This is a genomic window from Pseudoduganella lutea, assembly GCF_004209755.1.
GTDB classification, from domain to species: domain Bacteria; phylum Pseudomonadota; class Gammaproteobacteria; order Burkholderiales; family Burkholderiaceae_D; genus Rugamonas; species Rugamonas lutea.
In genome coordinates this window covers 4,318,124-4,339,879 of record NZ_CP035913.1, presented here as the reverse complement: position 1 = coordinate 4,339,879, position 21,756 = coordinate 4,318,124, and the positions used below count along the sequence as shown (strand labels likewise).

22 protein-coding genes and 1 other RNA gene are annotated in these 21,756 nt (G+C 63.6%); 11 read left to right on the top strand and 12 right to left on the bottom strand.

From position 1 onward, the window contains the following. The first annotated feature begins 61 nt into the window (after positions 1-61). Together EWM63_RS18390 and EWM63_RS18385 are read left to right on the top strand one after the other, a co-directional pair. The gene (locus tag EWM63_RS18390) at positions 62-1,198 is read left to right on the top strand and encodes a branched-chain amino acid ABC transporter substrate-binding protein (RefSeq protein WP_130187829.1); all 1,137 of its coding nucleotides are present in this window, start codon (positions 62-64) and stop codon (positions 1,196-1,198) included. 108 nt (positions 1,199-1,306) lie between these two features. Beyond that, a complete protein-coding gene (locus EWM63_RS18385; protein WP_130187828.1) occupies positions 1,307-2,437 on the top strand; it encodes a branched-chain amino acid ABC transporter substrate-binding protein in 1,131 nt (376 codons plus the stop codon). 90 nt (positions 2,438-2,527) lie between these two features. Here EWM63_RS18385 and EWM63_RS18380 read toward each other — a convergent pair whose 3' ends face one another. Further along, positions 2,528-2,839 carry a c-type cytochrome gene (locus EWM63_RS18380; RefSeq protein ID WP_130187827.1) on the bottom strand — a complete coding sequence of 104 codons (312 nt, stop codon included), beginning with the start codon at positions 2,837-2,839 and terminating at the stop codon, positions 2,528-2,530. Positions 2,840-3,027: 188 nt separating this feature from the next. On the opposite strand from EWM63_RS18380, the gene EWM63_RS18375 reads away from it, so the two are divergent. Continuing rightward, positions 3,028-3,258, top strand: a complete 231-nt coding sequence (locus tag EWM63_RS18375; protein ID WP_130187826.1) for a TIGR04438 family Trp-rich protein — start codon at positions 3,028-3,030, stop codon at positions 3,256-3,258. 132 nt (positions 3,259-3,390) lie between these two features. Here EWM63_RS18375 and ilvD read toward each other — a convergent pair whose 3' ends face one another. Beyond that, positions 3,391-5,253, bottom strand: coding sequence for a dihydroxy-acid dehydratase (ilvD, locus tag EWM63_RS18370; protein ID WP_130187825.1), 1,863 nt, complete (start codon positions 5,251-5,253; stop codon positions 3,391-3,393). A gap of 133 nt (positions 5,254-5,386) precedes the next feature. Here ilvD and EWM63_RS18365 point away from each other — a divergent pair, with 133 nt between their 5' ends. Continuing rightward, positions 5,387-6,283: a LysR family transcriptional regulator gene (locus EWM63_RS18365; RefSeq protein ID WP_130187824.1), complete on the top strand. Its 897-nt coding sequence runs from the start codon at positions 5,387-5,389 to the stop codon at positions 6,281-6,283. After that, positions 6,284-7,144 carry a prolipoprotein diacylglyceryl transferase gene (gene lgt, locus EWM63_RS18360; RefSeq protein WP_130187823.1) on the top strand — a complete coding sequence of 287 codons (861 nt, stop codon included), beginning with the start codon at positions 6,284-6,286 and terminating at the stop codon, positions 7,142-7,144. Between the two features lie 61 nt (positions 7,145-7,205). Here lgt and EWM63_RS18355 read toward each other — a convergent pair whose 3' ends face one another. The 5 genes from EWM63_RS18355 to EWM63_RS32845 all read right to left on the bottom strand — a co-directional run bounded on the left by EWM63_RS18355 (position 7,206) and on the right by EWM63_RS32845 (position 8,842). Continuing rightward, on the bottom strand, positions 7,206-7,670 hold the full coding sequence (locus EWM63_RS18355; protein WP_130187822.1) for an EVE domain-containing protein: 465 nt from the start codon (positions 7,668-7,670) through the stop codon (positions 7,206-7,208). Between the two features lie 96 nt (positions 7,671-7,766). After that, a non-coding RNA gene (gene ssrS, locus EWM63_RS18350) (6S RNA) lies at positions 7,767-7,947 on the bottom strand. Positions 7,948-7,993: 46 nt separating this feature from the next. Next, the gene (locus tag EWM63_RS18345; RefSeq protein WP_130187821.1) at positions 7,994-8,305 is read right to left on the bottom strand and encodes a cell division protein ZapA; all 312 of its coding nucleotides are present in this window, start codon (positions 8,303-8,305) and stop codon (positions 7,994-7,996) included. After that, positions 8,302-8,532: a hypothetical protein gene (locus EWM63_RS18340; RefSeq protein ID WP_130187820.1), complete on the bottom strand. Its 231-nt coding sequence runs from the start codon at positions 8,530-8,532 to the stop codon at positions 8,302-8,304. The genes EWM63_RS18345 and EWM63_RS18340 overlap by 4 nt, the downstream gene beginning before the upstream one ends. A 175-nt stretch (positions 8,533-8,707) precedes the next feature. After that, positions 8,708-8,842: a hypothetical protein gene (locus tag EWM63_RS32845; protein WP_259772485.1), complete on the bottom strand. Its 135-nt coding sequence runs from the start codon at positions 8,840-8,842 to the stop codon at positions 8,708-8,710. A gap of 263 nt (positions 8,843-9,105) precedes the next feature. On the opposite strand from EWM63_RS32845, the gene groES reads away from it, so the two are divergent. Further along, on the top strand, positions 9,106-9,396 hold the full coding sequence (gene groES, locus EWM63_RS18335) for a co-chaperone GroES (RefSeq protein ID WP_130187819.1): 291 nt from the start codon (positions 9,106-9,108) through the stop codon (positions 9,394-9,396). 38 nt (positions 9,397-9,434) lie between these two features. Then, positions 9,435-11,081 (top strand): chaperonin GroEL, encoded by a 1,647-nt coding sequence (gene groL / locus EWM63_RS18330; protein ID WP_130187818.1) that lies wholly within the window; start codon positions 9,435-9,437, stop codon positions 11,079-11,081. Between the two features lie 296 nt (positions 11,082-11,377). Here the strand turns inward: groL and EWM63_RS18325 are convergent, their stop codons facing one another. Continuing rightward, positions 11,378-11,698 carry a glycine zipper domain-containing protein gene (locus tag EWM63_RS18325; protein ID WP_130187817.1) on the bottom strand — a complete coding sequence of 107 codons (321 nt, stop codon included), beginning with the start codon at positions 11,696-11,698 and terminating at the stop codon, positions 11,378-11,380. Between the two features lie 128 nt (positions 11,699-11,826). Here EWM63_RS18325 and EWM63_RS18320 point away from each other — a divergent pair, with 128 nt between their 5' ends. From EWM63_RS18320 to EWM63_RS18305, 4 genes are all read left to right on the top strand, one after another. Then, entirely contained in the window at positions 11,827-13,620 is a 1,794-nt protein-coding gene (locus tag EWM63_RS18320) for a thiamine pyrophosphate-requiring protein (protein WP_130187816.1), read from the top strand. Positions 13,621-13,692: 72 nt separating this feature from the next. After that, positions 13,693-14,256 carry a hypothetical protein gene (locus EWM63_RS32430; protein WP_229487370.1) on the top strand — a complete coding sequence of 188 codons (564 nt, stop codon included), beginning with the start codon at positions 13,693-13,695 and terminating at the stop codon, positions 14,254-14,256. 54 nt (positions 14,257-14,310) lie between these two features. Beyond that, positions 14,311-14,961, top strand: a complete 651-nt coding sequence (locus EWM63_RS18310; protein ID WP_130187815.1) for a glutathione S-transferase family protein — start codon at positions 14,311-14,313, stop codon at positions 14,959-14,961. Next, positions 14,924-15,619, top strand: coding sequence for a hypothetical protein (locus EWM63_RS18305; protein WP_165390862.1), 696 nt, complete (start codon positions 14,924-14,926; stop codon positions 15,617-15,619). The genes EWM63_RS18310 and EWM63_RS18305 overlap by 38 nt, the downstream gene beginning before the upstream one ends. Here EWM63_RS18305 and EWM63_RS18300 read toward each other — a convergent pair. The 4 genes from EWM63_RS18300 to EWM63_RS18285 all read right to left on the bottom strand — a co-directional run bounded on the left by EWM63_RS18300 (position 15,603) and on the right by EWM63_RS18285 (position 21,520). Further along, on the bottom strand, positions 15,603-16,835 hold the full coding sequence (locus EWM63_RS18300) for an MFS transporter (RefSeq protein ID WP_130187813.1): 1,233 nt from the start codon (positions 16,833-16,835) through the stop codon (positions 15,603-15,605). The two genes, EWM63_RS18305 and EWM63_RS18300, sit on opposite strands and share 17 nt — an antisense overlap. 60 nt (positions 16,836-16,895) lie before the next feature. Beyond that, a complete protein-coding gene (locus EWM63_RS18295; protein WP_130187812.1) occupies positions 16,896-17,441 on the bottom strand; it encodes a PadR family transcriptional regulator in 546 nt (181 codons plus the stop codon). Between the two features lie 492 nt (positions 17,442-17,933). Continuing rightward, entirely contained in the window at positions 17,934-19,799 is a 1,866-nt protein-coding gene (locus EWM63_RS18290) for a glucokinase (protein ID WP_130187811.1), read from the bottom strand. Between the two features lie 101 nt (positions 19,800-19,900). After that, the gene (locus EWM63_RS18285) at positions 19,901-21,520 is read right to left on the bottom strand and encodes an alpha-glucosidase family protein (protein ID WP_371861100.1); all 1,620 of its coding nucleotides are present in this window, start codon (positions 21,518-21,520) and stop codon (positions 19,901-19,903) included. Positions 21,521-21,756 lie beyond the last annotated feature (236 nt).

Sequence of the window (21,756 nt, the reverse complement as noted above, 5' to 3'; positions counted from 1 at the left end):
TTGTACCTTCACGCAAGATGATGCCCACGAGGCATCCATTACTTTCATTGGAGAGACGAGTATGCAGACGAAATTCATCGCAGTTGCCATTGCCCTCGCCTTCGGCGCTGGCGCCACGGTATCGGCCGGCGCCCAGGAGATCGTCAAGATCGGCCACGTGGGTCCGGTCTCCGGCGCCCAGTCCCACCTGGGCAAGGACAACGAGAATGGCGCCAACATGGCCATCAGCGACCTGAATGCCAAGGGCATCAAGATCGGTGGCAAGCCCGTGAAGTTCGTGCTCGTGCTGGAAGACGACGGCGCCGATCCGAAACAGGGCACCACCGTGGCCCAGAAGCTGGTCGATGCCAAGGTCAACGGCGTGGTCGGCCACCTGAATTCGGGCACCACGGTGCCGGCGTCGCGCATCTATTACAATGCCGGTATCCCGCAGGTTTCGCCGGCCTCCACGAATCCCGTCTATACCAAGCAGAAGTTCAACACCACGTTCCGCGTGGTCGCCAACGACGCCAAGCTGGGCGGCACGCTGGGCAAGTACGCCGTCGACAAGCTGGGCGCGAAGAAGATCGCCGTGATCGATGACCGCACCGCTTACGGCATGGGCGTGGCGACCGAGTTCATCAAGGGTGCCAAGGGCGCGCAGATCGTCGACAAGCAGTTCACGAACGACAAGGCCACCGACTTCAACGCGATCCTCACCAGCATCAAGGCGAAGAATCCGGACCTGGTGTTCTTCGGCGGCATGGATGCGGTGGGCGGCCCGCTGCTGCGCCAGATGAAGGCGCTGGGCATCAAGGCGAAATTCATGGGCGGCGACGGCGTGTGCACGGATGCGCTGCCGCGCCTGGCCGGCACCGCCGCGGCCGATGGCGTGGTGACCTGCGCCGAAGCGGGCGGCGTGCCACCCGAACTGCAGAAGAACATGGACGACTTCCGCGCCCGCTACAAGAAGGCATACAACCAGGAAGTGCAGCTGTATGCGCCGTACGTGTACGATTCGGTGATGACGCTGGCCCAGGCGATGCAGGATGCCGGCTCGAGCGATCCGAAGAAATACCTGCCGTTCCTGAAGAAGGTGAAGTACCAGGGCGTGACGGGACTGATCACGTTCGACCAGTTCGGCGACATCAACGATGGCTCGCTGACGCTGTTCACCTACACGGGCGGCAAGAAGACGCGGATGGAAGTCGTCAGGTAACAAGGACAAAAAACGGGAGACACCCGAGTGGCCGTCCATCATGGGCGGCCTTTTGTTTTTTCAGCGACCCTTATGAGGTGGTCGCATAAGTATTGGAGTAAAACGCATATGCAACAGAAGCTGATTTCCCTCGCCATCGGCGCCACGCTGCTTGCCACCGGCGGCGCGATGGCGCAGGAAGTGGTCAAGATCGGCTACGTGGGCCCGCTGTCGGGCCAGTCCGCGCACCTGGGCACGGATACGTCGAATGGCGCGCGCCTGGCCGTGGAAGACTTGAACGCCAAGGGTTTCAAGATCGACGGCAAGCCCGTCAAGTTCGTGCTGATGGCCGAGGATGATGGCGCCGAACCGAAGCAGGCCACGGCCGCCGCCCAGAAGCTGGCGGACCAGAAGGTCAACGGCGTGATCGGCCACCAGACCTCGGGCACGTCGATCCCCGCCTCGCGCATCTACTACAACGCGGGGATCCCGCAGATTTCCGCCTCGGCCACCAGCCCCGTCTATACGCGCCAGAAGTTCAACACCACCTTCCGTGTCGTTGCCAACGACCTGAAGCTGGGCGGCACGCTGGGCAAGTACGCGGTGCAGAAGCTGGGCGCGAAGCGGATCGCCGTGATCGACGACCGCACCGCCTATGGCATGGGCGTGGCGACCGAGTTCGTCAAGGCCGCGAAAGGCGCGCAGATCGTCGACAAGCAGTTCACCACCGACAAGGCCACCGACTTCAACGCCATCCTCACCAGCATCCGGTCGAAAAACCCGGACCTGGTGTTCTTCGGCGGCATGGACTCGGTGGGCGGCCCGCTGCTGCGCCAGATGAAGGCGCTCGGCATCAGGACGAAGCTGATGGGCGGCGACGGCATCTGCACGGAAGCGATGCCGAAACTGGCCGGCCCCACGGCCGGCGACGATGCGATCGTGTGCGCCGAAGCCGGCGGCGTGACGCCTGTACAGCAAAAGAAGATGGAGGAATTCGCCGGCCGCTACAGGAAACGCTACGGGCAGGAGTTGCAGATCTACGCGCCGTATTCGTATGACGCGGTGATGGCGATGGCAACCGCCATGGCGACGGCCAAATCGGCCGATCCGAAGAAGTACCTGCCGAGCCTGGCGAAAGTCAGCTACCCCGGCATCACCGGCACGATCGCGTTCGATGCTTTTGGCGACATCAAGGATGGCGCGTTGACGCTGTTCACGTTCCGTGGCGGGAAGAAGACGCTGATCGAAGTCGTGAAGTAAACAGCAACGATATGTGGGAATAATGCGCGGCAATAATGCGCGGCAATAAAAAACCGGGCGTTGCCCGGTTTTTCTACATGGCGCGGAAGATTACTTCTGCGCCAGGATCCATTTGACGAGCGTTTTCGCATCCGCTTCGCTCACCTGCGGGTTGGCCGGCATCGGGATCGCGCCCCACGTGCCCACGCCGCCCTTGATTACCTTACCCACCAGCTTGGCTTCGGCATCCTTCTGGCCCGCATATTTGGCGGCCACGTCCTTGTAGGCCGGTCCCACCAGCTTGTTCGCAACAGCGTGGCAAGCCATGCAGTTCTTTGCCTTCGCCAGATCGGCGCTCGCCATTGCTGACTGCGACACGAACGCCGCGCCCACTACCATTGCACCCATCACGAAACGTTTCATCGATTTCTCCAACGATTTCTCTACATTAAACCCGCGGTGATTCTAACGCGTTTCGCATCAGCGAGTACGTATGGCGGGGTACGTATAGCGTCTATCGACACAACGGGGCGCCCGGGCAGTCCGTTGACCTCCAATTGTTGCAATACGTAAATTTTGTAAGTACCATGGACAGCTTACCGGAGCCCGCCATGCCGATCATCCTTGCCATCCTTGCACTTTGCATACTGCGCTTTTTCGAAGTATGGCGCTTTGCCGACCTGTCGTGGTGGTGGATCGCGGGATCGATGGTGGCCGCCTTCGTCTGGTTCGAGTTCGTCGAACCGATGCTGGGGCTGGACAAACGCAAGGCGCACGACGTGGATGCGAAGCGACGCAAGGACCGGGTCACCGATCGCTTCGGCGCATCGAGGAAAAAGTAATCTAGTGCAGTTGAGTTCGTGTCCACCTTGGGGTCAGGCCTTTTTTCGGACACGAGCTCATCCGGATAATTGTCGGGCTCGTGTCCGATTTTGGGGTTGACCCCAAGGTGGACACGAGCCCGGCCGTTGCTGTTACCGCTTCAGCTGCGACAGGTCGCGCACGGCGCCGCGGTCGGCGGAGGTGGTCAGCGCGGCGTAGGCGCGCAGCGCCTGCGAGACAGCGCGCTCGCGGTTGACCGGATGCCATGCGGCGGCGCCCAGGTCTTCCATCTTGGCGCGGCGGTGCGCCAGTTCCTCGGTCGTCACGCGCAGGTTGATCGTGCGGTTCGGGATGTCGATGTCGATCATGTCGCCCTCTTCCACCAGGCCGATCGCGCCGCCTTCGGCCGCTTCCGGCGAAGCATGGCCGATCACGAGGCCGGAGGAACCGCCGGAGAAGCGGCCGTCCGTGAACAGTGCGCACGCCTTGCCGAGGCCCTTCGACTTGATGTACGACGTGGGGTACAGCATTTCCTGCATGCCCGGGCCGCCCTTCGGGCCTTCGTAGCGGATGATGACCACGTCGCCCGCGTGCACGGTATCGCCGAGGATGCCTTCCACCGCCGCGTCCTGGCTTTCGAACACGCGCGCCTTGCCGGAGAATTTCAGGATGCTTTCATCGACGCCGGCCGTCTTCACGATGCAGCCCTTCTCGGCGATATTGCCGTACAGGACGGCCAGGCCGCCATCCTGCGAATAGGCGTGCTCGCGGTCGCGGATGCAGCCGGCCGTGCGATCGAGGTCGTTGGCCTCGAAGCGTTCCGATTGCGAGAACGCCGTCTGCGTGGGCACGCCGCCCGGCGCGGCGCGGAACAATTGATGTACCGCCTGGTCATCGCTGCGCTTGATGTCGTATTTCTCGATCGCCTCGCCCAGCGTTTTCGAGTGCACGGTCGGCAGCGATGTATCGAGCAGGCCGGCACGCGCCAGCTCGCCCAGGATCGCAATGATGCCGCCGGCGCGGTGCACGTCCTCGATGTGGTACTTGTCCGTCATCGGCGCGACCTTGCACAGGCATGGCACGTTGCGCGAGATGCGGTCGATGTCGGCCATCGTGAACGACACTTCCGCTTCGTGCGCGGCGGCCAGCAGGTGCAGCACGGTGTTGGTGGAGCCGCCCATCGACACGTCCAGCGCCATGGCGTTTTCCCATGCGGCCTTGCTGGCGATATTGCGCGGCAGGACCGAGTAGTCGTCCTGCTCGTAGTGGCGCTTGGTGATCTCGACGATCATGCGGCCGGCGCGCAGGAACAGTTCCTTCCGGTCCGAGTGCGTGGCCAGGATGGTGCCGTTACCCGGCAGCGACAGGCCCAGCGCCTCGGTCAGGCAGTTCATCGAGTTCGCCGTGAACATGCCGGAGCAGGAGCCGCAGGTCGGGCAGGCGGAGCGCTCGATTTCCGCCACGTCCGCATCGGACACGGTGGCGTCGCCGGCCTTGATCATCGCATCCACGAGGTCCAGCTTGATGATCTTCCTGTCGTTGTTGACGACCTTGATCACCTTGCCCGCTTCCATCGGCCCGCCGGACACGAAGATGGTCGGGATATTCAGGCGCATCGCGGCCATCAGCATGCCCGGGGTGATCTTGTCGCAGTTCGAGATGCACACCATCGCGTCGGCGCAGTGCGCGTTGACCATGTATTCGACGGAGTCGGCGATCAGGTCGCGCGACGGCAGCGAGTACAGCATGCCGCCATGGCCCATCGCGATGCCGTCGTCGACGGCGATCGTGTTGAATTCCTTGGCCACGCCGCCGGATGCCTCGATTTCGCGGGCCACCATCTGGCCCAGGTCCTTCAGGTGCACGTGGCCCGGCACGAACTGCGTGAACGAGTTGACGACGGCAATGATCGGCTTGGAGAAATCGCCATCCTTCATGCCGGTGGCGCGCCACAGCGCGCGTGCGCCCGCCATGTTGCGGCCCTGGGTGGTGGTATATGAACGGTAGGTTGGCATGACGATGTCTCCTCAGACTTGTTCAGTGATGCGTGGTAACGCGTAAAGGACATCAGCTTGCGCCCGTTGCCATCAGTTGTCAAATATATGATTTAATGCGCTGTGATTCACATGAACTCTCACAGACCCGCCAATGAACGTTGAACTCCGCCAGCTGCGCTACTTCGTCACAGTCGCCGAAGAGCTTCATTTCGGCCGCGCCGCGAAGCGCCTGCACATGACGCAACCGCCGCTGTCGCAAACGATCCTCGCGCTGGAAGACACGCTGGGCGCCCTGCTGTTCGACCGTAACCGCCGCGGCGTGGCACTGACCGCGGCCGGCGAAGCCCTGTTGCCCGAGGCGCGCCGGCTGATCGCGCAGGCCGGCGAGCTGCCGGGTCTCGTGCAGCGGGCCGCATCGGGCGCTACGGGCAAGCTGGTGCTGGCATTCGTGTCGTCGGCCGACTACAGCGTGCTGCCGCCTTCGCTGCGCGCCTACCGTGCCGCCTTTCCGCAGGTGCGGATCACGCTGCAGGAAGCCACCTCCGACCTGCAGCTGGAAGAACTGCTGCATGGCCGCGTCGATGCGGGCTTGCTGATCCCGCCACTGCCGGAAAAAGCAAAGGCCGAACTGGATTACCTGCCGGTGCTGAACGAGCCGCTGATCCTCGCGTCGCCAGCCAACCTGCCGGAGCTGCGCGGCAAGCATGAAGCCAGCCTGCGCACGCTGCCACCCCTGCCTTTGATCATCTTTCCGCGCGCGATATCTCCGAGCCTGTACGACGCGATCCTGGCCGTGTTCCGCGCCGCCGGCATCACACCCGTGATCGGGCAGGAAGCGATCCAGATGCAGACGATCGTGAGCCTGGTGTCGGCCGGCATGGGCATCGCACTTGTGCCACAATCGGTCTCCAACCTGCGCCGCCCGGGGGTAGAATACCGCCCGCTGGCGCAGGCCACGCCGCTCGTGGAAACGGGCCTGGCCTGGCGCCGCGACAATACTTCCCCCGTTCTCAAGGGCTTCCTGGACTTGATGAGAAAGAGACTCTGAATGCTGATTCACCCGATGCCCGATCCCGTCGCCCTGCATGTCGGCCCGGTGGCGATCCACTGGTATGGCCTGATGTACGTGCTGGCGTTCGCGCTGTTCATCGCGCTGGGTCGCGTACGGATCAGGCAGCCGCACATCGCCGCATTAGGCTGGAAGAACCAGGACCTGGACGACATGCTGTTCTATGGCATGCTGGGCGTGGTGCTCGGCGGCCGGCTCGGCGAAGTGATCTTCTATCAGCCGCACTTGTTCGCCACGCCGCTGGAGATCTTCAAGGTCTGGCGTGGCGGCATGAGCTTCCATGGCGGGTTCATCGGCGTGCTGATCGCGATGTGGTTCTGGTCGCGCAAGGCAAAGCGCAACCTGCTGGACGTGTATGACTTCATCGCGCCGATGGTACCGCTCGGGTACGCGGCCGGGCGTCTCGGCAACTTCATCAACGCCGAACTGCCCGGCCGGGTGGTGAGCGATCCTTCGCTGCCGTGGGCCATGCAGTGGCCGGACCTGCATTTCCCGCTGCTGCCGGACCCGGTATTCCTGGAAGGCCTGCGCCATCCGTCGCCGCTCTACCAGATGCTGGTCGACGGCTTGCTGGTCTTTGCGATCCTGTGGCCCTATGCCCGCCATGCCCGCCCGCGCCTCGCGGTGGGTGCCATGTACACGCTGCTGTATGGCTGCGCGCGCTTCTTCACCGAATACTTCCGCACGCCGGACTGGGAAACCACGGTACTGGGCCTGCCCATCACGTCGGGCCAGGTGCTGTCGCTGCCGATGATCATGGCGGCCATCGCGATGCTCGTGTGGTCGTACCGGCGCAAAGTCTACGGCGTGGCACCGACGGCCGCACAGGCAGCCGGATAAGGCGGCTGCGGGAGGCTGGCACGCGCGGGCCAAGCGCCTGCGCGTTCAGCCAGTCCGCCGATCAGCCGATCAGCTTCAGGATGAAGCGCCACTCTTCGGGCTCCACCGGCATCACGGACAGCCTGCTGCCCTTGGCCAGCAGGCGCATGTTTTCCAGCGCCGGGTGGCTGCGCAATTCCTTCAACTCCAGGTAGCGCCCCTTCTTCACGGCCTTCACGTCGATGCCGGTCCAGCGGGGATTTTCCCGCGTGGCCTTGGCGTCGTAATACGGGCTCTCCACGTCGAACTGCGTGGCATCCGGGTACGGCGCGCTGGCGATTTCGGCGATGCCGGCGATACCGGGCACCGCGCAGCTGGAGTGGTAGAACAGCACGCCATCGCCAACCGCCATGCCATCGCGGATGAAGTTGCGGGCCTGGTAGTTGCGCACGCCATACCATGACGTGGTCTGGTCCTTGGCCGACAGCACGTCGTCGAAACTCACATCATCGGGTTCGGACTTCATCAACCAGTACCGTTTTGCCATCGCGCTCCTCCGGACGTAACAATGATGGACATGAAAAACCAGGGCATAAAAAAAGCGGTTGCGCATCTTTCGATGCATGCAACCGCTCTCACTGAATAGGGCCCCGCCTGTGCCGTCATGCCGGCATCCTGAACCTTACGGTTCAAGGCGGTCACAGTCAGTTCAACTTCGGGTTCATCGGACTAGCGACGCTCACACCCGCCAAACAATGTTCCGCGACCTATGCGTGTAAATGGTTCAAGGAATATATGGCACTTCTCGAACACCGCAGGGTGACACGGAGTTTACTCCTCAATCCTGATAAGGGAAAGTCTTATCGTGCGTCAGAAGAGATTTTCTTGCGGGGTCAGCGCACTGTCGAGCACCCGGTGCATCGCGGCGATCTTGTGCTGCACCTCGAGCAGGGAAATCTCGGACAGCGGTCCGGCCGGCGCTTTCGCCGTCAGGAATTCGGCCGCCATCGACAGCGCGGCCATCACGGCGATGCGGTCGTTGCCCTTGACCTTGCCGGTATCGCGGATGGCGGTCATTTTCTTGTCCAGCAATGCCGCGGCTTCGCGCAACGCGCGCTCCTCGCCTTCCTTGCAGACGAGGCGGTACGACGAACCCAGGATGATGACGTCCACATTGCTCATGACGGGATGTCCTCGTTTTCAGGGGTGGCCGTTTCCAGCGGTGGAATATGTTCCAGCAAAGCCGACACCCGCGCATGCGCTTCGGCCAGGCGCTTCTGGTGGCCGAGGTTTTCGGCGACCATGGCGGCATTGGCCTGGCGCAGTTGCGCGTTTTCACGGCGCAATGCCTGCGTCATCTCGGCCAACTGCTCGATCTTGTCGGAAAGTTCTTGGAAGTCTGCAATCATCCCGTCACTATAGGACGGCACGATGACACGGTCAACCGAATCGGCTGACTTATATACTTAATATAATCTTAATGGAATGCGTCTTGATGAGAATGCGTCTTAACAAGATGCATGACGACATGCCGCCACGAGGCGGCATGGAAGACAGCCCAGGGGAAGTTCAGGAAATCGGTGTTCAGGTGATGGCACCCACCGCCAGCAGCAATGCTGCCCCGGCCAGTACACCCAACGCCGCGCCGGCGGCAACATTGAGCGCGACACGCACCCACCCGGGCGCATGCAAGTCTCTTGGGAATTTCGTCTGGAACATCGCAGCCTCCGCTCAACAATGTTGTTGCAGTGTTTGATGATTGCTTCCGAATGCGAATGGACAGTGTGCACCTCCGCCGCGGCTTTGTCAAAACACAAACCGGGCTTCTCCGGCGCGCGCTTGAGCCCTCCGGAGAGGCCTTAGACATTTTTCCAATATGAATCCTCTTGAAATCACCTGTGACCATCCCTATAATCGTTGGCACTCGTTAGTCGAGAGTGCTAACAACGAATCAACCTCACTGTACACATAAGGAGTTTTGTATGAACCTTCGCCCCTTGCACGATCGCGTCATCGTCAAACGCCTGGACCAGGAAACCAAGACCGCATCCGGTCTGATCATCCCTGATGCCGCCGCCGAAAAGCCGGACCAGGGTGAAGTACTGGCAGTGGGCAACGGCAAGGTTGCCGACAATGGCACGCTGCGCGCACTGGAAGTCAAAGTTGGCGATCGCGTTCTGTTCGGCAAATACTCGGGCCAAGCTGTCAAGGTTGACGGCGAAGAGCTGCTGGTGATGCGCGAAGAAGACATCCTGGCCATCGTCAACAAGTAATCGGCCGACCCCTTACCTAGATTCTGGAGAATTCGAACATGGCAGCTAAAGAAGTGATTTTCGGCGACGCAGCGCGCGCCAAAATGGTTGAAGGCATCAACATCCTGGCCAACGCGGTCAAGGTCACCCTGGGCCCGAAAGGCCGAAACGTGGTGCTGGAGCGCTCGTTCGGCGCCCCGACCGTGACCAAGGACGGTGTCTCGGTCGCCAAGGAAATCGAACTGAAGGACAAGCTGCAGAACATGGGCGCGCAGATGGTGAAGGAAGTCGCATCCAAGACTTCCGACAACGCCGGCGACGGCACCACCACCGCGACCGTGCTGGCACAAGCCATCGTGCGCGAAGGCATGAAGTTCGTTGCCGCCGGCATGAACCCGATGGACCTGAAGCGCGGTATCGACAAGGCCGTGGCCGCCACCGTCGAAGAACTGACGAAGATCGCCAAGCCATGCACCACGTCGAAGGAAATCGCCCAGGTTGGCGCGATCTCTGCGAACTCGGACTACTCGATCGGCGAGCGCATCGCTGAAGCGATGGAAAAAGTGGGCAAGGAAGGCGTCATCACCGTGGAAGACGGCAAGTCGCTGAACGACGAGCTGGACATCGTGGAAGGCATGCAGTTCGACCGCGGCTACCTGTCCCCTTACTTCATCAACAACCAGGAAAAGCAGGTCGCTGTCCTGGAAAACCCGTTCGTCCTGCTGTTCGACAAGAAGATCTCGAACATCCGCGACCTGCTGCCGGTACTGGAGCAAGTGGCGAAAGCCGGCCGTCCGCTGCTGATCATCGCCGAAGACATCGAAGGCGAAGCGCTGGCGACCCTGGTGGTCAACAACATCCGCGGCATCCTGAAGACCTGCGCAGTGAAGGCTCCTGGCTTCGGCGACCGCCGCAAGGCCATGCTGGAAGACATCGCCGTGCTGACCGGCGGCCAGGTGGTGGCTGAAGAAGTCGGCCTGACGCTGGAAAAAGTCACGCTGGCAGAACTGGGCCAGGCCAAGCGCATCGAGGTGGGCAAGGAAAACACGATCGTCATCGACGGCGCCGGCGAAGCCGCTGGCATCGAAGGTCGCGTTCGCCAGATCCGCGCACAGATCGAGGAAGCCACCTCGGACTACGACCGTGAAAAACTGCAAGAGCGCGTGGCCAAGCTGGCCGGCGGCGTTGCCGTGATCAAGGTTGGCGCTGCCACCGAAGTCGAAATGAAGGAAAAGAAAGCCCGCGTGGAAGATGCACTGCACGCCACCCGCGCTGCCGTGGAAGAAGGCATCGTTCCTGGCGGCGGCGTGGCCCTGCTGCGTGCCCGCGCTGCGTTGACCGTGAAGGGCGACAACCCTGACCAGGAAGCCGGCATCAAGATCGTGCTGCGCGCGATGGAAGAGCCGCTGCGCATGATCGTGCAGAACGCCGGCGAAGAATCGTCGGTGGTCGTCAACGCCGTCCTGGGCGGTACCGGCAACTACGGCTACAACGCCGCCAACGGCACCTACGGCGACATGGTCGAAATGGGCGTGCTGGATCCGGCCAAGGTGACCCGTTCGGCACTGCAGAACGCCGCATCGATCGCCGGCCTGATGCTGACGACCGACTGCATGGTGGCTGAAGTGGTGGAAGACAAGCCAGCCGGCGGCATGGGTGGCATGGGCGGTATGGGTGGCATGGGCGGCATGGACGGCATGATGTAATCATGCGGTAAAGCCGGCTCCGGCCAGCTGCACCTGGAAAGGCTGCTTCTTCGGAAGCAGCCTTTTTTATTGCCTGGCCAACAAACTGGGGACGTACCCCTGTTTCCAGGCAAGACTGCTGGCGCACCGACTAGGGTAAGCTCGCGGGATGTTTCCTCTAAACAGGGGTACGTCCCCAGTTTTCTTCCCCGGTTTCTCTCGAGATGTTTCCTCTAAACAGGGGTACGTCCCCAGTTTTGGACTGCGGAAACAACAACGGCTGCCGAGGCAGCCGTGATTACTTTGCAAGAGGCCGATCAGGGTCGCCGTCGCGCGAGGCCGGCTCCGACGGCGCTGCCGACGCCGACACCGAGGCCGATGCCCATCGCGAAATTACCCATTGCAACACCGATCGCGCAGCCGATCGCTGCACCCAGGCTGATACCGAAGCCAACATAGCGCCCGGTGCGGTCGTCCGGTTCCATATCCATCTTGCGTCTCCTGTTCCGTGGTTGTTGTGCATTCAATATACACCCGGTTTTTGATCTCTCTGCCGTTTTTTTAAGCGCACCGTCCCACGTGAACAACGTTTTCAGCGCCCCGCCCAACATGCTTTTGCGCCGCATCAAATCACGCATTTCCGTCCTAAAGGAGAGCTCGCAGACAACCCTGGAAGGAGCCAGGATGCTGCACTGCACCGCTTGCGTGCGCCTGCCGTTTGTCGGCCAACCTATCATTTCCGCTTGACTAATCGAGCGAGAGCACCATGGCAGATACGGTAGGCGACTTCTTGCTGCAACGGCTGGGCGAATGGGGCGTGCGCCGCGTGTACGGCTACCCCGGCGATGGCATCAACGGCATCATGGGCGCTTTCGGGCGGCAGGAGCAGATCGAATTCATCCAGGTGCGCCACGAGGAGATGGCCGCCTTCATGGCCACCGCGCACGCGAAATTCACGGGTGAGGTGGGCGTCTGTCTCGCCACCTCCGGCCCTGGCGCGGTGCATCTGCTCAACGGCCTGTATGACGCCAAGCTCGATCACCAGGGCGTGGTGGCGATCGTGGGCCAGCAGAAGCGCATGTCGATGGGCAGCGACTACCAGCAGGAAGTCGACCTGCAGACGCTGTTCAAGGACGTGGCGCACGAATACGTGCACATGGCCACCGATCCGGCCCAGGTGCGCCACCTGATCGACCGCGCCTTCCGCATCGCCAAGGAAGAACGCGCCGTCACGTGCCTCATCTTTCCGAACGACGTGCAGGAACTCGAAGCGGTACCGAAGCCGCCGCGCGAGCATGGCACCGTGGTGTCCGGCATCGGCGCGCTCACGCGCAGCCACGTGCCGCCGCTCGATGCCTTGCAGCAGGCCGCGCGCATCCTCAATGAAGGAAAGAAGGTCGCGATCCTCGCGGGTGCCGGCGCCCTGCACGCGACCGATGAACTGATCGAAGTGGCCGAGATCCTCGGTGCCGGCATCGCCAAGGCGCTGCTGGGCAAGGCGGCGGTGCCGGACGACCTGCCGTTCGTCACCGGCACCATCGGCCTGCTCGGCACCAAGCCCAGCCACGACATGATGAACGACTGCGACACGCTGCTGATGGTGGGCTCGAACTTCCCGTACAGCGAGCACCTGCCGAAGGAAGGCCAGGCACGCGGCGTGCAGATCGACATCGATGCGCGCCGCGCCAGCGTGCGCTACCCGATGGAATTCAACCTGATCGGCGATTCGCGCGAAACCCTGCGCGCACTGATTCCCCTCCTGCAGCGCAAGGCCGACCGGCAATGGCAGGACGATATCCGCGCCAACGTGGAGCGCTGGTGGCGGGTGCTCGAAGGCCGCGCCATGAACGACGCCAACCCGATCAATCCGCAGCGGGTGTTCTGGGAACTGTCACCGCGGCTGCCGGACAACTGCATCGTCGTCGGCGATTCCGGCTCGGCCACCAACTGGTATGCGCGCGACGTCAAGATACGGCGCGGCATGATGACGAGCGTATCGGGCGGCCTGTCCACGATGGGTTGCGCGGTGCCCTATGCGATCGCCGCCAAGTTCGCGCATCCCGATCGCCACGTGATCGCGCTGGTGGGCGATGGCGCGATGCAGATGAACGGCATCAATGGCCTGATCACCATCGCCAAGTACTGGCAGCGCTGGGGCAACGGCAAACTCGTCGTCATGGTACTCAACAACCAGGACCTGAACCTCGTCACCTGGGAAGAGCGCGTGATGGGCGCCAACCCCAAGTTCGAAGCCTCGCAGGTGATGCCGGACTTCCCTTACGCGCAATATGCGGAACTGGTGGGCCTGAAAGGCATCCGGATCGACAGCGCGGACGCGGTGGCCGCCGGCTGGGAAGCGGCGCTGGCGTCGGATCGCCCCTGTGTGCTGGAGATGGTGACGGATCCGAACGTGCCGCCGCTGCCGCCCGACGTGCCGGCCAAGCAGGCCGCCGCCTACTTCAAGGCGCTGCTCAAGGGCGACCCGGACGCGCTGGCCACCGTTCGCGCCAGCATCAAGGAAACCTGGGAATCCTGGTTCCCGCCCAAGAAGGATACGTGACCGGATAAGCGACCGCCACGCACGGGAGCTTTCGATTACCATGTTCGCAACATGAACATGAAAGCACGCCGCATGAGCAAATCCTCCCACCTCCCCGCCGTGGCCGGCACGCTGGCTGGCTTGCTGGCCGCCGTGTTCGGAGCGTGGTACCTGTATCCGCAGCACGTGGGACCGGGCACCGCGCCGGCGAGGCCGGGCACCGCCGCGGGTTCCATCGCCAGTTCTGCCGCGGGTTCCGTCCCCAATGCGGCCACGGTTCCCGCCACCACGGTGGCGCCCGCCGGGCAGCGGCAGGCGCTGGGCCGCGACCAGGCGGTGGCGCGCCTGATGGCGCTCCCCGAACTGCAGGCGTGGGCAAGGCAGATCGAATCCGGCTCGAACGGCACGGTGCGCGGCGCCGTGATCCCGTTCGATCCGGCCTTGCGCACGGTGGATGGCAAGCAGTATCACCAGCTCAGCTTTGTCGAAAACCGGCCGGAAGCCGTCGTCACGTGGGAAAGCTTCCTCGTTGGCGCGGCCGATGGCGACATCCTCGTCGACGACGATGACACCCTGCTGCCGCTCGCCCGCTGGCGCAGCGAAAAGAAGCCAATGGACCGTGCGGGTCCCGACAGCGCTCCCCGTCGGCCCGAGTAAGCGGCAGGATGGGAAATTGCGGGAACAATGGAAAACAAAGGAGAACCCGAGGCGATGTACAAACTGTTCTATTCCCCCGGCGCGGCCAGCCTGGCCGTGCACGCCGCGATCCATGAAAGCGGCGCGGCACACGAGCTCGTCAACGTCGATCTGAACGTGCCGCGTACCGACGACTACCTGCGCCTGAATCCGCAAGGCACCGTTCCCACGCTGGTCATCGATGGCCTGGCGCACCGCGAGTCGGCGGCCCTGCTGATCCTGCTGGCCGAACGCCACCCCGAAGCGAACCTCGCGCCGGCACCGGGAACGCCCGGCCGGGCCGAATGGCTGCAATGGACGGTGGCACTGGCCACGTCGCTGGGCGGCCCGTTCCGGCTATGGTTCTATCCGCGCGACCTGGGCCTGGAAGCGCATGACGAAAACAGCCGCGCGCCGGTCCGCCGCACGCTCGAGGCGGGCTTCGAGCGCATTGCCTCGCACCTGCAGGCGCACGGTCCCTACCTGCTGGGCGAGCGCTTCAGCATCGCCGACTACCAGCTGTGCATGTACATGCGCTGGTCGCGCGCGATGCCCAAACCCGCTACCGAATGGCCGGAACTCGACCGCCTGGCGCGGCTGGTCAGCGCACGGCCGGCCTGGCGCAACGCGGTGGCGATGGAAGGCCTGCGTGGCTGGCATCTCGATAGCGCTGAACCAGTACAATGACGACATGTTCAAGAAACTCATTGCCGCGCTGTCGTCGCGGCGTCACGCATCCCGGCCCGCGGCCGCCGCCCTGCCCTACAAGCAGGAAGAACTGAACCTGATGTACCAGCTGCTGTTCTGCGACGATGCGCAGCTGGTGCAACAGGGGCCCGAGCCTGCGTCACTGTTCGGCGCCGCACCCGATCCGCGCGTGGTGCAGACGATCGGCGAAGATCCCGCCGAGGAAAGCCGCGTGCGGCTGCTGGCATGGCAATGGCTGCGCGTTGCCGGCCAGCCGGTGGCGTCGCGCGAACTGCTGGGCGTGGTCGTGGAAGTGCCGCTCGAGGGCGGGCTCGACGTCCTGGCCGCCTATGCCGATGGCAGCGTGCGCTATATCCACCATACCGGCCGTGTCGCGGTCTTCGAGGGAACGCCCGAGGATATTGCCCAGCAGGGCAAGCTGCTCGTGCATGCCGCGATTCCGCTGGCGGCGAAGGGGCTGGTGAAACACCGCGCCGCGCCACCGGTGCTGGGCAACGTGCGCCTGTCGCTGCTGGCCGCGGACGGGCTGCACGTGCGCGACGGCACGTTCGGCGACATCGACCGCGACAAGATCGCATCGCCCGTGCTGAAGCAGGCGCAACGCCTGCTCGACCTCGTCGTCAGGCAGGGCTCCTGAGCGCCGCGGGTGCCGGCACTTCCTGCACCTTGGCCACCCACCACCACGTGAACAGCGACAGCCCGGCGGCGAGCCAGCCATTCAGGCCGTAGCCGCTGATGTGGCCCGCCGCGTCCGTGCGCAGCCACAGCCCGCCCAGCAATGCCCCGAGGCCGGTGCCGACCTGCTGCACGGCCGCGTTCGCGCTGAGGAAGGCGCCACGCTGCCGCGGATCGGGTACCGTCGTCATCAGGGCCTGCAGCGGCACGTTGCGGCCATTCATCGTCACCATGAAGAACGGAAACAGGCAGACCAGCGCAAGCAGCGGCAGCTGGGGCAGGTGCGTCACCGCCAGGATCGGCACGATGGAGAACAGCACGAACAGGCGGAATACCTTGTGCCGGCCGGCGCGGTCGGACCATGTCCCGACGAAGCGCGAGCTGAAGAACGCCGCAACGCCACCCGCCATGTAGATCCACGTGATGTCGCCGGGACGCACGCCCAGGTTGCCCACCAGGACCGGCGAAATGAAGGGGATCACCAGCATGCCGTTCAACATCGTCACGAACGTCAGCAGGAAGGCCCGCAGGTGTTCCGGCACGCGGAACAGCGCCACCAGGTCGGGCACCGCCCGGGCCAGCGGTGTCTTCCGGTCCAGCTGCGCCGGCAGCGACGGCAACACGAACGCGGCGAGACACCAGATCGCCATCGAGAACACCACCAGCAGGTAGAACGGCGACTGCCAGCCGAAGCGCGCGGCCAGGCCAACGCCCAGCGGCACGCCGAGGATCGCCGCCATCGAGAACGACGTCATCACGATGCCGGTCGCATAGCCACGCCGCTGCGGCGCGATGAGATCGCCAATGATCGCCATGCCGATCGCGCCCAGCACGCCGCCGGTCAAGCCGGCAAATGCGCGCGACAGCACCAGCACGTGGAAGTTCGGCGCCAGCGCGCACGCCAGGTTCGACACGTTGAACAGCAGGAATACCGCGAGCAGCATGCGCTTGCGGTCGAAGCGGTCGATGTACGTGGCGGCCAGCAGGCCGGACAGGCCGGCGCACCATGCATACGTGGACACGGCGCCGGAAAACTGTGCCGGGCTGATCGCGAACGCCGTCATCAGCTGCGGCGCCAGCGGCATCATCACCATGAAATCCATGATCACGGTGAATTGGGTCAGCGCCAGCAGCCACAGCACGAGCCGTTCGCGTGCGGGAGTCAGGGATGTTGTCATGTGCATTTTTCCTGTCGGTCAGCGGGCCCAGCGGGCCCGCCGGTTTCATTACCCGGCACGTTACGCCAGCTGCCGGATCTCTTCCGCGGCGCGGCGCAGGATCGCCGCGATCTGCTCGCCCCTGGCCGACGGTGCGGCGGGATCGCGGCCCTTCTCGATGACGACGTGCTTCAGCTCGTGCATCACCGAACGCAGGTTGTCGCGCCCCCCACTGCCGGGCTCGGACAGCCGCGCCATCAACGCATCGACCATCTGCCGGTTCTCGTCCAGGAACGCCTGCCCTTCCGGCGTGATCGAATGCAGCTTCTTGTTGCCTTCGCTGCTGATCGACACGTGGCCCATGTCGTACAGCATGGCCATCAGTGGATAGATCGCGCCCGGGCTCGGTGCATAGCCGCCACCCACGCGCCCTTCCAGCTCCTTGATGATCTCATAGCCATGGCGCGGCTTTTCCGCGATCAGTTGCAGCACGACATAGCGCATGGCACCCGCATCGAACATGCGCGGCCCCCTCGCCCCCTGCGCGCCAGCCGGGCCGCCGTGGCCGCCGCGGTGATGAGCATGCTCGTGCGAGCGCGGGCCATGGTGTCGGAACTTGTGGAACATGTGAACTCCTTAAGATATATCGCAATAAGATATATCTTAATCCTTTTGCGCCGCAGTGCAAGCACAATTTTTACAGCCGCGCCCGTGTCCACCCTGGGGTCAGGCCCAGAATCGGACACAGGCTCGGCCATAAATCACAACAAAGGGCTTGTCTACGGATGAGCACGTGTCCACAAATGGGGTTGACCCCAAGGTGGACACGGGCTGGGCAGTAGCGGAATCCTTTGCTGCGCTGGCAATTTTTCATTTACGGTATCGTGTACTCATCGCTGCGGCAGGCATTGGGTCGTGCCGTGGTACAACAAACCAAGCTGACAGGAGGATGTATGCGCAAGATGATCATGATGGCGATCGCCGGTTTCATCTGGAAGAAGGTGCAGGCGCGGATGCTGAACCGGGCGCCGGCCCAGACCGTGCGCCGCCGCTATTAACGCGGCGGAAGCAAAAAAAAACGCCGGGGCAACCCGGCGTTTTTCATTGGCGCGTGCAACGTCAGCTGTCCAGGTGCGAGATCTGCAGCCGCTGGCCATTGGCCGCGCCCTTCCCTTCCAGCACGAGCGACTTGTTCTGCTCGTCGAGCGAGATGCCCACGGTGAGGATGTCGATCAGCAGCAGTTGCAGGATGCGCGAGATCATCGACAGGAACGTGGTGCTGTCTTCGCTATGGTCCACGGCCAGGCACACGCTGGCCTTCTTGGCCAATGGCGACTGGCTGGTGGTGATGGCGATGACGTCGGCGCCGGCCGCGCGCGCCGTGTCCACCGCTTCCAGCAGTTCCGGTAGCCGGCCCGAATTCGAGATGGCGATGACCACGTCGCCAGGCTGCAGCAGTTCGGCCGCCAGCGACAGCAGATGCGAGTCGCCATAGGAAGCCGTGGGAATGCGGAAGCGGAAGAACTTGTGCTGCCCGTCCAGCCCCACCACGCGCGAATTGCCCATCGCGTAGAACTCCACCTTCTTTGCCTTGGCCACGAGGGCGATGGCGCGGTCGATGGCGCGCACGTCGAGCTGGTCGCGGAACTTCAGGATCGCCGACACGGTGTTGTCGACCACCTTGGCCGACAGGTCGTGCGTGCTGTCGCTGATGCGCACCTGGCTGTGGCGCACGGGAATGGCACCGGTCAGGCTGCTGGCGAACTTCAGCTTGAAGTCGGCCAGCCCCGTGAAGCCCAGCGAGCGGCAGAAGCGGATCACGGTCGGCTGCGACACTTCGGCCAGCCGCGCGATATCGGCGATCGGCTCGTTCAGCACGAGGCGGGGCTGTTCCAGCACCAGCTGCGCCACGCGCTGCTCGGCCGGCGTGAGTTCGCGCAGCAGGGTCTGCACGCGCTCCATCAGCGTGTTGGCGCCGCTGCGCCCGCGCAGGTGTTCCGAGAGGATCGTGGCCACGCCGTAGAACGCCGGGTTTGGCGTGGTGATCACGTAAGTAGGAATCTCGGCCAGGTAGGACGAAAAGCGGCCCTTGGCTTCGAAGCGGGCACGGAACGGCGACGTGCGGAACCAGTCGCCCATGCGCGGCACGATGCCGCCGCCGATGAAGATGCCGCCGAACGAACCGAGCGTGACGGCCAGGTTCGCGGCCGCGCCACCCAGCATCGCGGAAAAGCACTCGAGCACTTCGATGCACAGCGCGTCCTTGTCCTTCAGCGCGCCGGAGATGATCTGCTGCGATGTGAGGTCGCGCACGTGCAAGCCGTTGCGGCGTGCCAGCGCGCGGTAGATGATTTCCATGCCCGGCCCGGAAATCAGGCGCTCGTTCGACACGTGCGACCACGTTTGCCACGCATATTGCAGGATCGCGTATTCGCGCTCGTCCGCCGGCGCGAAGTTGTTGTGACCACCTTCGGAACCGAGCGTGACGAATCCATCGACGGTGGGGATCACGCCCGAGCAACCCAGGCCCGTGCCGGGGCCGAGCACGCCGATCACGGAGTTCGCCGCCGGGGCACCGCCGCCCACCTGCATCAGGTCCGTCGGCTTCAGGCCCGGAATCGCCATCGCCAGCGCGGTGAAGTCGTTCACCACCAGCAGCGTGTGCAGGCCCAGCTCCCGGCGCACTTCATCCGTCGAGAACTGCCAGTCGCGGTTCGTCATGCGGATGTAGTCGCCGTGCACCGGGTTCGCCAGCGCCAGCGCGCCGTGGTTCAGGTTGATGTCCGGATGGTCTGCGAGATAGCTGCGCAGCAGTGGAACGATGCCGGTATAGTCGTCGCATTGCAGCACGCGCACGGCCTGGTACTCGCCCGGCCCCGTCTGCAGCGCAAAGCGCGCATGCGTGGCGCCGATGTCGGCCAGCAGCCGCGGGCCGTCGGCAAACGCGGCACGTCCCAGTTTCTGTTCCACTTCCACTTGTCTCATCTCGCTCTCTTTTACTTGTTGCTTCGCTCATGCGGGCGAGGTCGCAGCATACCTGAAACGGGCGCGCTGAAAAAGCACGCCCGCCCCACCAAGGCTGGTCGTCAGCCTTCGTACCCGTACCACCCGCCGCAGGCCGGCAGGGTGACGACACCATCGACGACATCGCCTGGCAGGCCGGCTTCGCCGATCTTTTGCGCGCCCCTGGCCTGCGGCAGCGTGAACGTGACGTCTGCGCCGCCCAGGTTGAACACGCACAGCACGGAACGCTCGCCGGCCAGCGTGCGCCGGAATGCCAGCACCGGCTCGGGCACCTCGAGGAATTCGATGTCGCCGCGCGTGAGCTGCGGCATCGTGCGGCGCCACGCAATCAGGCGGCGCGCAAAGTTCAATGGCGATTCCGGATCGGCTTCCTGCACGGAAGCGGCGGCGGCGATGTGTTCCGGCGCCACCGGCAGCCAAGGCTTGCCGGTCGTGAAGCCGCCATTCTCGCCATCGGTCCAGGCGATCGGCGTGCGGCAACCGTCGCGGCCCTTGAACTCGGGCCAGAACGTGATGCCGTACGGGTCCTGGATCAGTTCATAGGGCACGTCGGCCTCCGTGAACGCCAGCTCGTCGCCCTGGTACAGGCACGGCGTGCCCTTCAGCGACAGCTGCATCGCCAGCGCCAGCTTGCCGAACGCCACGGGGTCCTTGCCCTTGCCCCAGCGCGTGGCCACGCGCGGCACGTCGTGGTTGCCCACCGACCAGGAAGCCCAGCCATCCTTCACGCGGCGCTTGAAATCCTCCACTTGCGTGCGGATGTGGCGCGCCGAATGGTCTTCGGTCAGCAGGTTGAAGCTATACGCCATGTGCAGCTTGTCGCCGCCGGCCGTGTATTCGGCCATGAAGGCCAGCGCATCGTCCGCGCCCACTTCGCCGATCGACACGGCGCCGAATTCATCGAGCACCTGGCGCACGCGCCGCAGGAAAGGCACGTTCTCCGGGCGGCACTTGTCGTACACGTGCGCCTGCATGCCGTACGGGTTCACGTCCGTCACGGTCGCCGTGTCGCGCACCGTCGCCGGCGCGTTGCTGCGCAATTCCTTGTCATGGAAGTGGAATGTGACCGCGTCGAGCCGCACGCCGTCCACGCCGCGCTGCAGCCAGAAGCGCAGGCTGTCCAGCATGGCCTGCTGCACTTCCGGATTGTGGAAGTTCAGGTCCGGCTGGCTGGTCAGGAAATTGTGCATGTAGTACTGCTTGCGGCGCGCATCCCATTGCCACGCCGAGCCGCCGAAGATCGACAGCCAGTTGTTCGGCGGATTCCCGTCCGGCAGCGGATCGGACCACACGAACCAGTCGGCCTTCGGGTTGTCGCGGCTCGAACGGCTTTCCACGAACCACGGGTGCTGTTCCGAGCAATGGCTCATCACCTGGTCGATCATGATCTTCACGCCCACGGAATGGGCCTTGGCGATCAGCCGGTCGAAATCGGCCAGCGTGCCGAACATCGGATCGACGTCGCAGTAATCGGCGATGTCGTAGCCGAAGTCCTTCATCGGCGACTTGAAGAAGGGCGAGATCCACACGATGTCCACCCCCAGCTTCGCGATGTAGTCGAGGCGATTGGTAATGCCGTTCAGATCGCCCACGCCGTCACCATTCGTGTCAAGGTAGCTGCGCGGGTACACCTGATAAATGATGGCTTCCTGCCACCAGGTCGAAGACGGGGACACGGTCATGGGCTGGCTCATTGAGAGAGAGAGTGGTAAAGGAGAATGTGGAACAAAATTGATGGTGCTGTAGAGAATATACATCATGCGTATGAATAGTTCAACGGCGCGCTGTAACGACGTAGTCGCACACCATCCTTATAAATCAATGACTTATACATTCATCGATAAAATATTTGTCAGGCCATCCGTAGTCAAACTACATCACCCTCAATAAAGATGGCTCAAGCCGGCGCTGGCGTGCC

What these genes read in the sequence shown, in the direction of transcription:
- EWM63_RS18390 (WP_130187829.1), top strand. Translation starts at nt 62, where the DNA reads ATGCAGACGAAATTCATCGCAGTTGCCATTGCCCTCGCCTTCGGCGCT.
- EWM63_RS18385 (WP_130187828.1), top strand. Translation starts at nt 1,307, where the DNA reads ATGCAACAGAAGCTGATTTCCCTCGCCATCGGCGCCACGCTGCTTGCC.
- EWM63_RS18380 (WP_130187827.1), bottom strand. Translation starts at nt 2,839, where the DNA reads ATGAAACGTTTCGTGATGGGTGCAATGGTAGTGGGCGCGGCGTTCGTG.
- EWM63_RS18375 (WP_130187826.1), top strand. Translation starts at nt 3,028, where the DNA reads ATGCCGATCATCCTTGCCATCCTTGCACTTTGCATACTGCGCTTTTTC.
- ilvD (WP_130187825.1), bottom strand. Translation starts at nt 5,253, where the DNA reads ATGCCAACCTACCGTTCATATACCACCACCCAGGGCCGCAACATGGCG.
- EWM63_RS18365 (WP_130187824.1), top strand. Translation starts at nt 5,387, where the DNA reads ATGAACGTTGAACTCCGCCAGCTGCGCTACTTCGTCACAGTCGCCGAA.
- lgt (WP_130187823.1), top strand. Translation starts at nt 6,284, where the DNA reads ATGCTGATTCACCCGATGCCCGATCCCGTCGCCCTGCATGTCGGCCCG.
- EWM63_RS18355 (WP_130187822.1), bottom strand. Translation starts at nt 7,670, where the DNA reads ATGGCAAAACGGTACTGGTTGATGAAGTCCGAACCCGATGATGTGAGT.
- EWM63_RS18345 (WP_130187821.1), bottom strand. Translation starts at nt 8,305, where the DNA reads ATGAGCAATGTGGACGTCATCATCCTGGGTTCGTCGTACCGCCTCGTC.
- EWM63_RS18340 (WP_130187820.1), bottom strand. Translation starts at nt 8,532, where the DNA reads ATGATTGCAGACTTCCAAGAACTTTCCGACAAGATCGAGCAGTTGGCC.
- EWM63_RS32845 (WP_259772485.1), bottom strand. Translation starts at nt 8,842, where the DNA reads ATGTTCCAGACGAAATTCCCAAGAGACTTGCATGCGCCCGGGTGGGTG.
- groES (WP_130187819.1), top strand. Translation starts at nt 9,106, where the DNA reads ATGAACCTTCGCCCCTTGCACGATCGCGTCATCGTCAAACGCCTGGAC.
- groL (WP_130187818.1), top strand. Translation starts at nt 9,435, where the DNA reads ATGGCAGCTAAAGAAGTGATTTTCGGCGACGCAGCGCGCGCCAAAATG.
- EWM63_RS18325 (WP_130187817.1), bottom strand. Translation starts at nt 11,698, where the DNA reads ATGCGTGATTTGATGCGGCGCAAAAGCATGTTGGGCGGGGCGCTGAAA.
- EWM63_RS18320 (WP_130187816.1), top strand. Translation starts at nt 11,827, where the DNA reads ATGGCAGATACGGTAGGCGACTTCTTGCTGCAACGGCTGGGCGAATGG.
- EWM63_RS32430 (WP_229487370.1), top strand. Translation starts at nt 13,693, where the DNA reads ATGAGCAAATCCTCCCACCTCCCCGCCGTGGCCGGCACGCTGGCTGGC.
- EWM63_RS18310 (WP_130187815.1), top strand. Translation starts at nt 14,311, where the DNA reads ATGTACAAACTGTTCTATTCCCCCGGCGCGGCCAGCCTGGCCGTGCAC.
- EWM63_RS18300 (WP_130187813.1), bottom strand. Translation starts at nt 16,835, where the DNA reads ATGACAACATCCCTGACTCCCGCACGCGAACGGCTCGTGCTGTGGCTG.
- EWM63_RS18295 (WP_130187812.1), bottom strand. Translation starts at nt 17,441, where the DNA reads ATGTTCCACAAGTTCCGACACCATGGCCCGCGCTCGCACGAGCATGCT.
- EWM63_RS18290 (WP_130187811.1), bottom strand. Translation starts at nt 19,799, where the DNA reads ATGAGACAAGTGGAAGTGGAACAGAAACTGGGACGTGCCGCGTTTGCC.
- EWM63_RS18285 (WP_371861100.1), bottom strand. Translation starts at nt 21,520, where the DNA reads ATGACCGTGTCCCCGTCTTCGACCTGGTGGCAGGAAGCCATCATTTAT.